Below are 10,704 nucleotides of genomic sequence, written 5' to 3'. Positions count from 1 at the left end.
GTTCAAGTTCCTGTCAAATTGACCGGACTTGCTCGATCTGCGGGAATTAAGCCGCGCCCCGTTTCCGGGGCAACCCCTCTAACTTACCAGCCGCTCGACCGATTTGCGAACCGATCTCCAGACCCGCGAGCCACAAGGGATTACCGACATCTGCGACACAACACACCAAAGTCACCGGAGTGAAGGAGGAGGGTTGCGCCGCACCGCGTCGGCTTCTAAAGATTAGCAGCGCTCCCGACCACTCAGGACGCGTTCGTCAACCTTCAAGGCCACAAAACGATCACGCCCGAACATAGACTCCCCACGTGAGCAGCAACACGCCACCAGTGGCGAAGAAGGTTCCGACCGAGCGCACGCATCACGGCGACACCGTGATCGACGAGTACGCGTGGCTAGCCGACAAGGACGATCCCGACACGATCGCCTACCTGGAGGCGGAGAACGACTTTCTGAAACAGCAGACCGCTCACCTTTCAGAGCTGCAGGAGCAGGTCTTCCAGGAGATCAAGGGCCGCACGCAGGAGACCGACCTGTCCGTGCCCAGCCGCAAGGGCGCCTGGTGGTACTTCTCCCGTACCGAGGAAGGCAAGCAGTACGCGGTCTCCTGCAGAGTCCCCGCCCGCAGTGAACAGCCCCCGGAGATCAGGGCCGGCGAACGCCTCGACGAGGAGCAGGTCATCCTCGACGGCAACGAGCTGGCCGGTGACAGCCCGTTCTTCTCCATGGGCACCAGCTCCGTCACGCCCGACGGCACGATGCTGGCCTACTCCACCGACTTCAAGGGCGACGAGCGTTTCACGCTGAGGTTCAAGGACCTGCGGACCGGTGAGCTGCTCCCCGACGAGATCGAGGGCATCTTCTACGGCGGCGCGTGGTCGGCCGACGGCTCGACGTTCTTCTACACCCGCGTGGACGACGCCTGGCGCCCGTACCAGGTGTACCGCCACACCCTGGGCACCACCGAAGACGTGCTCGTCTACCAGGAGGACGACGAGCGCTACTGGGTCGGCATCGGCCTGACCCGCAGCGAGAAGTACCTCGTGCTGGGCGCGGGCAGCAAGATCACCAGCGAGGTACGGCTGCTCGACGCGCTGAACCCCACCGGCGAGTTCCGGCTCGTCCGCCCCAGGACGACCGGCGTCGAGTACGGCCTGGAGCACGCCGGCGACTTCTTCTACGTCCTGCACAACGAGAACGCCGAGAACTTCGAGCTGGCCACGGCCCCGCTCGACGATCCGGCCGCCTGGACCCCGCTGGTCGCGCACCGCGAGGACACCAGGCTGCTGGAGATCGACGCGTTCGCCGACCACGCGGTGGTCCACTTCCGCCGCGACGGGCTGACCGGGCTGCGCGTGCTGCCGTACCGGATGCGGCCGGAGACCGGCGCGCACGCGGCGACCGAGGCCGAGACGGCGGGCACGGTCTGGCGCGACCGCATCGAGGCGGCGACGGAGAACGCCTACGAGATCGACTTCCCCGAGCCGCTCTACGACGTCGGCCCCGCGGGCAACCCGGAGTTCGACACCAAGCGGCTCAGGCTGGGCTACACCAGCATGGTCACCCCGCCCAGCGTCTACGACTACGACCTGACCGCGCACGAGCTGATCCTGCTGAAGCAGCGTCCGGTGCTGGGCGGCTACGACGCGGGCGACTACGAGCAGTTCCGCGACTGGGCCACCGCCGAAGACGGCACCCGCGTGCCGATCTCACTGGTCAAGCGGAAGGACACGGCCAAGCCCGCGCCGACGCTCCTGTACGGCTACGGCAGCTACGAGTCCTCCATCGACCCGGGTTTCTCCGTGGCCAGGCTCTCGCTGCTCGACCGGGGCTTCATCTTCGCCGTCGCGCATGTCAGGGGCGGTGGCGAGATGGGCAGGCGCTGGTACGAGGACGGCAAGCTGACCAGGAAGCGCAACACGTTCACCGACTTCGTGGCGGCGGCCAGGCATCTCAAGCAGTCCGGCTGGAGCGAGCGCGTCATCGCCAGGGGCGGCTCGGCCGGCGGCCTGCTGATGGGCGCGGTGGCCAACCTGGCGCCGGAGGAGTTCGCCGGCGTGGTGGCCGAGGTGCCCTTCGTGGACGCGCTCAACACCATCCTCGACCCTTCGCTCCCGCTGACCGTGATCGAATGGGACGAGTGGGGCGATCCCCTGCACAACCCTGACGTCTACGCCTACATGAAGAGCTACACGCCCTACGAGAACGTGGAGGACGGCAGGCCGTACCCGCCGATTCTGGCCATCACCAGCCTGAACGACACGCGGGTGCTCTACCACGAGCCGGCCAAGTGGGTCGCCAGGCTGCGTGCCACGGCCGCCGGCGGGCCCTTCCTGCTGAAGACGGAGATGGGCGCGGGTCACGGCGGCCGCAGCGGCCGCTACGACGCCTGGCGCGAAGAGGCGTTCGCGCTTTCCTGGATCATCGAGAGAGGTACGTCATCATGACCTACGAGGCCGACGGCGGCCGCTACGAGCGGCAGCCGTACAACAGGAGTGGCCGCAGCGGGCTGCGGCTGCCGGCCGTCTCGCTGGGTCTGTGGCACAACTTCGGCGACAACCGGCCGATCGAGAACTCCCGCGCGATCCTGCGCCGGGCGTTCGACCTGGGTGTCACGCACTTCGACCTGGCCAACAACTACGGCGTGCCGTACGGCTCCGCGGAGCGGAACTTCGGCCGGATCTTCCACGAGGATTTCACGAAATATCGGGATGAGCTGGTCATCTCCACCAAGGCCGGCTACGACATGTGGCCAGGCCCGTACGGCGAATGGGGTTCGCGCAAGTACCTGCTGGCCAGCCTCGACCAGTCGCTGACCCGCATGGGCCTCGACTACGTCGACATCTTCTACAGCCACCGTCCCGACCCCGACACGCCGCTCGAAGAGACGATGGGCGCGCTGGACCGGGCGGTGCGCTCAGGCAAGGCGCTGTACGCAGGCATCTCCAACTACTCGGCCGAGCAGACCGCCCAGGCGGCCAGGATCATGCGCGAGCTGGGCACCCCGCTGCTCATCCACCAGCCGTCCTACTCCATGATCAACCGGTGGATCGAGGGCGGCCTGCTGGACGTGCTGGAGGAGGCGGGCATGGGCTGCATCGTGTTCTCGCCGCTGGCCCAGGGCCTGCTGACCGACCGCTACCTGAACGGCGTGCCCGCCGATTCGCGCGCGGCGACGAGCAGGTTCCTGAACGAGAGCCAGATCGACGTCGAGCTGGCCCGCGACCTGGACGAGATCGCCAGGGGCCGCGGTCAGACGCTGGCCCAGATGGCCCTGTCGTGGACGCTCAGAGACCCCAGGGTGACCAGCGTGCTGATCGGCGCGAGCAGCGTCAAGCAGCTGGAGGACAACGTGGCGTGCGTGGACGGCCCGGCCTTCACCGAGGACGAGCTGGACGCCATCGACAAGATCACCAGCCGGGCGAAGTGATCACAGGGCCTCGTGCCGCTGCAGATAGGTGAACGAGGCCCACCCCGGCAGCACCGGCAGCCAGAACGTGAGCAGCCGGTACAGCAGCACGGCCGAGGTGGCCACCGTCTTGTCCACCCCGGCCACGGTCAGTCCGAAGATGAGCGCGGTCTCGACCGCGCCCAGGCCGCCCGGTGTGGGCGCGGCCGAGCCGATCGCGTTGGCGGTCATGAAGACCACCGCCACGGCGGTGAAGCTGATGTCGTGGCCGAAGGCCGCCACGCAGGCGTCGAGGCAGGCCACGAACGACAGCGTGATCATCAGGGTCCCCACGGAACCCTCGATCATCTTGCGCGGCGACTGCAGCACGTCCAGCAGCCGTGGCAGCACGTTCGAGAACAGGCTGCGCAGGCGCTTGGTGATCATCCGGCGCAGCGGCGGCACCCCGAGCACCACCACGACCAGCACCGCCACCGACAGCAGCGCCAGCACCAGCCCGCGCGACGGTGTGAACGAGGTCGTCGTGTTCGACCCGGTGATGTAGGCGAACAGCAGCAGCAGCCCGATGTGGAAGACCATCATGACGAGCTGCGAGGCGCCCACGCTGGCCACCGCGAGGCCCGGCCTGATGCCGCGTTTTTGCAGGTATCGGGTGTTGATGGCGACGCCGCCCACCGCCGCGGGCGCGACCAGCTTCACGAACGAGGCGGCGAACTGCACCATGACGGTCCGCCAGAGCGGCAGGTGCTCGGGCACGAACCCGCGCAGCATGAGCGCCGCCGCCACGAAGCTCAGGAACGAGGCCGCCAGCGCCAGGCCGGCCCACGCCCAGTTGGCCGTGGTGACCACCTTCACCACGTCCACCTCGCTGAGCTGGGACAACACGATGTACGCGGCGAACGCGCCGGCGATGATCGTGATCAGCGTGCGCGGCCTGAACCGCTCCAGCCGCACCTCTTCGACCTTGCCCTGCGGCTTGAGCGCGACGATCTGCTCGCGTATTCCCGCCAGCAGGGTCTTGTCCCGGCCGAGCGCCGACCTGGTCTCCCTGGTCAGCGCGATGCGCTGGAGCAGCGGCAGCGCGTTGGCCAGCGCGTCGGGCCCGAGCACGGCCGCCGCGGCGCGTACCGAACGCTCCGGGCCGACCCGCAGTGCCAGGTAGGTGACCAGCTGGGCGACGTCGAGCCAGAGCAGCAGGTCGCCGGCGGCGATCTCGCCGCTGCGCGCGTCCATGAGGATGACCCGGCCGGCCCGGTCGAGGTGGATGCTGTCGCCGGTCAGCCGCCGGTGCGCCAGGCGCTGCATCTGCAGCAGCGCGACCTGTTCCCAGATCTGGGCCAGCAGCTCGTCCGTGACGTCCTTGTCTGGCACCTCGTCGAGCGGGCGGGTCTCGATGTGCTCGTAGGCCAGCAGCGCGGCCTCGGTGCCGATCTCGCTGGTGCCCAGCAGCCGGGGCGTGCTCGCGCCGGCGGCCTGCGCGGCGTAGGCCATGAGCGCTTCGCGCTCCAGCTCGGCGCGCAGCGACCTGATCGCCCTGCGCCTGGTCTCGGAGGTGAGTCTCAGCCGCCGCCACAGCCGGTACGGCAGCCCCGCCACCTGCCTGTCGCGGTCGAGCACGGTGACGTCGAGCCCGCTGCCGTCCTTGAGCCCGATGGCGTAGCGGCGGCTGCCCTGGTGGTCGTCCTCGATCCGCCTGGCCGTGACCGGCGAGAACGACAGCTTGCGCAGCGCCGCCACCACGCTGCTGCCCGGCGGCCTGGTGTTCGGGCTGCCGACGCCGTACAGGGTGGCGTAGCCGAAGGCCATGCCGACCAGCACGGTCACGATGGCGCTCGGCAGGGTGATCTGCCTGCCGGAGAAGTAGGCCAGGATGTACAGGGCGATGGTGGTCCACATGAGCATGCGCCAGGTGGGCCGGCGCGAGATGCGTACCGCGGTGGCGTACGCGATCACCGAGGTGAGCAGCGTGTTCAGCGGCTCGATCGCGCGGCCGCCGGTGAGCAGCTGCTGCAGGTCCTCGACGTTGCCCGCAACGATCCACTGCCCGAGCAGGAACGAGCCGGCCATGCCGACGATGGCCGCGATGAGCCCTTCCGCCACGCGCAGCCCGTCGCGGTGGAAGACGCGTTCGACGGCGAAGGCGGCGGGCACGATGAGCACGGCCGCGCCGCCGAGGAAGGCGGCGATGTTGCTGATCCAGGGGACGAACCGAGTGCCCTGGGTGACGTCCGCCTCCAGGCCGTTGAGTGTCTGCTTGGCCACCAGCGCGAGCAGGACGACGCCGGCGAGCACGGCCAGCGTCGCCATGAATCGCAGCAGGTCGGAGGGGCGGCGCAGGCGCTGGGGCAGCAGCGGTTCGACTACGTAGACGTCGCCGTCCGAGCGTGACTCGGCCACGGTGGGATCCCCTTTCGAGAGGTCCTCCGTGTCATCGCGTTCCCTGATTTCGGCCACTGACAGTGATTCTGCACCTTCCCGGCCGCAGCGTACGATCTTTCGTCTCCAGTGTCCCGAATCGTCACCTCAGTCATCGCACCGGGTAAGGACTCGACCAGCTTTGACGTGCCCGCGCGTGGCCGATCCGAAGCGTTGGGACATTCAAGACATGCTCACTCACGCGCTGCTGTTGCTGACCCTTGTCGCACCCGATGCCCGGCTGATCGACACGATCTCGGTGGACGCCGTGATGGGCCACCTCCGGGCCTTCCAGTCCATCGCCGACCGGCACGGGGGCAACCGGGCCGCCGGGCTGCCCGGTTACGACGCGTCGGCCGATTACGTCGCGGCCAGGCTGCGCGAGGCAGGCTACACGGTGGAGCTCCAACCGTTCACCTTCGAGTTCTTCCGCGAGATCAGGCCGGCACTGCTGAAGGGCCGGCGGGCCTTCAAAGGGGTGACGACGCTGCGGTTCTCCGGCAGCGGCGACGTGACGGGACGGCCGGTCGGCGCGGGTGACGGCTGCCAGGCCGCCGACTTCGGGCGCGCGGCGCGCCGCGCGGTGGGCGTCGTGTCGCGCGGTTCGTGCTCGTTCCGGGTGAAGGCCGAGCACGCGGCGCGGGCCGGCGTGGCGGCGCTGGTCGTGGCGAACCAGCGGGGCGAGCAGGGCACGTTCAAGGGTTCGCTGGTCGTGCCGCAGCGGCTGCCGGTGGTGGGCGTGAGCCACGAGGCCGGCCGGCAGGTGCTCAGGCAGGGCGGGGTCAGGGTGGTGACGCGTACCCGTACCGATCGGCGGACCACGCGCAACGTGATCGCGCAGACGGCCGCGACGAGCCCGGGCCGGGTGGTGATGGCCGGGGCGCATCTGGACTCGGTGCCCGAGGGCCCCGGCATCAACGACAACGCCAGCGGCTCGGCGGCGCTGCTCGAACTGGCGATCAGGCTGGGCCGTACGACGCCGGAGCGGCCGGTGCGCTTCGCCTGGTGGGGCGCGGAGGAGCAGGGGCTGATCGGGTCGAAGCACTACGTGGCGCGGCTGAGCGAGCGGCAACGCGAGCGGATCGAGGTGTACCTGAACTTCGACATGATCGGCTCGCCCAACCACACCTACGCCATCTTCGACGGGGACGACTCGGACAAGAAGGGCGCCAAGGCCGGTCCGCCCGGTTCGGCCAGGGCCGAGCGGTACTTCCAGCGCTACTTCGACGCGCGCGGCCTGCCGCACCACGGCACCGACTTCAAGGGCAACTCGGACTACGACCCGTTCCTCAAGGCGGGCATCGCGGTGGGCGGCCTGTTCACCGGGGCCGGCGATCTCAAGACGGCCGAGGAGGCCAGGCGGTACGGCGGCACCGCCGGCCGGGCGAAGGACCCGTGCTACCACGAGGCCTGCGACAAGCTGGCCAACGTGAACGAGAAGGTGCTCGAAGCGACGTCCAACGCGATGGCCCACGTGGTCTCGAAGTACGCCTGGCCCCGCACATAAGCTGGAGGACATGTCGGGTGAACTTCGGGTTTTGGGGGCATGTCCGCTGGACTGCCCGGACACCTGCTCCTGGGTCGTCACGGTCGAGGACGGCCAGGCCGTCAAGATGCGCGGCAACCCCGACCATCCGTACACGCGCGGCGCGCTCTGCGTGAAGGTCAACCGCTACCTGGAGCACACGCGCTCCGACGACCGCATCCTGTACCCGATGCGCCGCGTCGGCCCCAAGGGCTCGGGCCGCTTCGAGCGCATCACCTGGGACGAGGCGCTCGACGAGATCTCCACGCGGCTGCGCGCCATCGTCGACGAGCACGGCGGCGAGGCGATCTGGCCCTACCTGGGCACCGGCTCGCTGGGTTACCTGCAGGGCTGCGAGGGCGTGGCCGGGCGCAGGTTCTGGAACGTGCTCGGCGCCTCCAAGCACTGGCTGAACATCTGCTCGGCGGCCGGCAGCTCGGGCCTGTTCAGGACCCAGGGCACCGCGGGCGGCATGGACCCGGAGAACTTCGCCCAGGCCAAGCTCATCCTGCTGTGGGGCACGAACACGCTGACCAGCGGGCACCACCTGTGGAAGTTCATCCAGGACGGCCGGGCCGCGGGCGCGTACGTGGTGGCCATCGACCCGATCCGCACCAGGACCGCCGACCAGGCCGACCAGCACCTGGCGATCAGGCCGGGCACGGACGCGGCGCTCGCGCTCGGCCTGCTCAACGTGGTGCTGGCGGAGAACGCCCAGGACGAGGAGTACCTGGCCGCGCACACCGAGGGCTGGGAAGAGTTCCGCGAGGAGATACTGAACCACCCGGTGGAGCGGGTGGCCGAGATCACCGGCATCCCCGCCGCGGACATCCACAGCCTGGGGATGCGGCTCGCGCACACCCGTCCGACCGCGATCCGGGCCACGATGGGCATCCAGCGGCACGAGGGCGGCGGCACCGCGATGCGGACGATCGCCGCCATCCCCGGCGTCACCGGCGACTGGCGGCACCCGGGCGGCGGCGTCGCGTACTCCACCAGCGGCCACGTGCGCCTGAACATCGACATGCGCGACGACCTGCTGGCCAAGCCGGTACGCACGCTGGTCATGACCAAGCTGGCGTCCCAGCTGGACGACGTGAAGTGCCTGTGGGTGTACGCGGCCAACCCGATGGCCTCCACCTCCGACACCAACCGCATCAGGCGGCAGCTGGCCAGGGAAGACCTGTTCACGGTGGTCATGGAGCAGTTCCCGACCGACACGGTCGACTACGCCGACATCGTGCTGCCCGCCACCATGCAGACCGAGCACGCCGACCTGCACGCCGGCTACGGGCACATGTACCTGCTGTGGAACGAGCCCGCGGTGCCGCCGCCGGGCGAGTGCCTGTCGACCACCGAGACGTTCCGGCGGCTGGCCGCGCACATGGGGATGACCGAGCCGTCGCTGTTCGCCTCGGACCTGGAGCTGGCCGAGGACCTGCTGTCCGGCGATCACCCGTCGCTGGCGGGCATCACGCTGGACCGGCTGCGCAAGGAGGGCTGGGTGCGGATGAGCTATCCGGAGCCGTTCGCGCCCTTCGCCGACGGTTTCCCGACGCCGTCGGGGCGGATGCGGTTCCCGCGGGCGGGACAGGCGTACGTGCCGTCGATGACCGCCCGCGAGGCGCGTCCGGGGGCGTTGACGCTGATCACCCCGGCCTCGCACACGTTCCTCAACTCCACCTTCGGCAACAACCCGGAGCTGCGCCGGCGGGCCAAGGACCCGGTGGTGCTGGTCAACCCGGCCGACGCGGCCGCGCGCGGCTTGGAGTCCGGCCGCCGGGTGCGCGTGCACAACGCCGGCGGCGAGTTCCTGGCCGACGTCGAGGTCAGCGACCGGGTGGCGCCCGGCGTGGTGGCCTCGCCGAAGGGCCGCTGGCCCAAGCTCAGCCCGGGCGGCGCCAACGCCAACGCGGTCGTCGCCGAGCGCGACGCGGACATGGGCAAGGGGCCCGTCTACCACGACAACTGGGTCGAGCTCAGCCCTTGTGACGGTCCATGAACGTGACGATCCTGTCGAGCACCGCGGGCCCGTGCGGGCTGCCGAACAGGACGGAGGCGTGCATGCTCTCGCCCTCGACGACCATCACCTCGTGCGCCGGTGACTTCGACGCGGCCGCGTCGGCGTCGCGCAGGTCGTCGGCGCCGCCGTAGGAGTCGTGCTCGCTGCCGACCTGCAGCAGCGGGACGGTGAGCTTCGCCGCGTCGGCCGCGTCGATCTCGCCGGAGAGTGCCACCACCCCGGCCACGTTGTCGAGCTCAAGCGCGGCGGTGGCCGCCACGGTGGCGCCGATCGAGCCGCCCATGAGGAACACCCGCTCGACGCCCTTCTCCTTGCCCAGGCGTTCGGCCATGTCCAGGGTGGTGTCCAGGGGCGACATGGTGGACGTCCTGGCGTACAGCAGCACCCGGTAGCCGGCCGCGACCAGGCGGTCTGAGATCGGCCGCCAGGAGCAGACGTTGCCGCGCCGCTCGTAGGTGATGACGACGCCGACCGCGCCCTTGCCGGCGATCACGCCGGGCAGGTCGTCGCCGTGGGTGAAGATCTTCCCGTCCGCCTCGGTGAAGCAGCCGGAGACGTTCGGGCCGGTGGGGACCGGTTTCTGCGTCGGCTGCGTCGGCGGGGTGCTCGTCGCCGGAGAGGTCGAGGACTGGGCGGGGCTCGCCGCCGCGTTCGTTCCAGCCGTGCCCCCGCAACCGGCCAGCGCCGCCACGAGCCCCAGTAAACCCACGATCTTCCGCATACCCAGCCCTTCTCTTCCACTATGTCTAAACTGACATAGCCGTAGGCACAATACCCTTGGCAGGACCATGACCTCAACGCTGGGATTCGCGATACTCGCGGTACTCGCCCGCGGCCCGCGCACCGGATACGACCTCGCGGCGGTGATGCGCCGTCCGGTCAGCTACTTCTGGACGGCCGGGCACAGCCAGATCCACACCGAGCTGCAGAAACTCCGGGCCGCCCGGCTGATCGACTACGAGACCGAGCACGGGCCGGGCCCGCAGGACAAGAAGATCTACCGCCTCACCGACGACGGCCGCGAGGCGCTGCGCGACTGGGTCACCGAGCCGCCGCGCGAGCGGCCCGAGCGCGACGAGCTGGTGCTGAAGACGTACGCGGCGTGGCTGGCCGAACCCGGGCTGGTCAGGCGCATGTTCGCCGACCAGCTCGCCAGGCACGAGGAGCGGCTGGCCCAGTACGAGCGTGACGCGGCGTCCTTCGGCAGCCCGCCCGCCTTCGGCGACCCCGGGTTCGGCAACTACGCGACGCTGCGCTGCGGCCTGAGCTACGAGCGGCATCGGGCCGACTGGTGCAGATGGATGATCGCCCAGCTGGGCGACGGCGGGTGAAGCC

7 protein-coding genes are annotated in these 10,704 nt (G+C 69.7%); 5 read left to right on the top strand and 2 right to left on the bottom strand.

The features are described 5' to 3' along the window. Positions 1–305 precede the first annotated feature (305 nt). Both HII36_RS58695 and mgrA read left to right on the top strand, forming a co-directional pair. Entirely contained in the window at positions 306–2,444 is a 2,139-nt protein-coding gene (locus tag HII36_RS58695) for a S9 family peptidase (RefSeq protein ID WP_173524687.1), read from the top strand. Further along, on the top strand, positions 2,441–3,427 hold the full coding sequence (gene mgrA, locus HII36_RS19735; RefSeq protein ID WP_173524686.1) for an L-glyceraldehyde 3-phosphate reductase: 987 nt from the start codon (positions 2,441–2,443) through the stop codon (positions 3,425–3,427). The genes HII36_RS58695 and mgrA overlap by 4 nt, the downstream gene beginning before the upstream one ends. On the opposite strand, the gene HII36_RS19730 is transcribed toward mgrA, so the two are convergent. Further along, the gene (locus HII36_RS19730) at positions 3,428–5,803 is read right to left on the bottom strand and encodes a lysylphosphatidylglycerol synthase transmembrane domain-containing protein (RefSeq protein ID WP_173524685.1); all 2,376 of its coding nucleotides are present in this window, start codon (positions 5,801–5,803) and stop codon (positions 3,428–3,430) included. A 208-nt stretch (positions 5,804–6,011) separates the two neighbouring features. Here HII36_RS19730 and HII36_RS19725 point away from each other — a divergent pair, with 208 nt between their 5' ends. Then, positions 6,012–7,328: a M20/M25/M40 family metallo-hydrolase gene (locus HII36_RS19725; protein ID WP_173524684.1), complete on the top strand. Its 1,317-nt coding sequence runs from the start codon at positions 6,012–6,014 to the stop codon at positions 7,326–7,328. 10 nt (positions 7,329–7,338) lie between these two features. Continuing rightward, entirely contained in the window at positions 7,339–9,348 is a 2,010-nt protein-coding gene (locus HII36_RS19720; RefSeq protein ID WP_173524683.1) for a molybdopterin-containing oxidoreductase family protein, read from the top strand. On the opposite strand, the gene HII36_RS19715 is transcribed toward HII36_RS19720, so the two are convergent. Further along, entirely contained in the window at positions 9,326–10,090 is a 765-nt protein-coding gene (locus HII36_RS19715; protein WP_173524682.1) for an alpha/beta hydrolase, read from the bottom strand. The two genes, HII36_RS19720 and HII36_RS19715, sit on opposite strands and share 23 nt — an antisense overlap. 67 nt (positions 10,091–10,157) lie before the next feature. On the opposite strand from HII36_RS19715, the gene HII36_RS19710 reads away from it, so the two are divergent. Beyond that, positions 10,158–10,700: a PadR family transcriptional regulator gene (locus tag HII36_RS19710; protein WP_173524681.1), complete on the top strand. Its 543-nt coding sequence runs from the start codon at positions 10,158–10,160 to the stop codon at positions 10,698–10,700. Positions 10,701–10,704 lie beyond the last annotated feature (4 nt).

Origin of the sequence: Nonomuraea antri, from assembly GCF_013283785.1 — a bacterium.
GTDB classification, from domain to species: domain Bacteria; phylum Actinomycetota; class Actinomycetes; order Streptosporangiales; family Streptosporangiaceae; genus Nonomuraea; species Nonomuraea antri.
The sequence above is the reverse complement of the archived record's forward strand: the minus strand, read 5'-3'. Positions and strand labels throughout refer to the sequence as shown.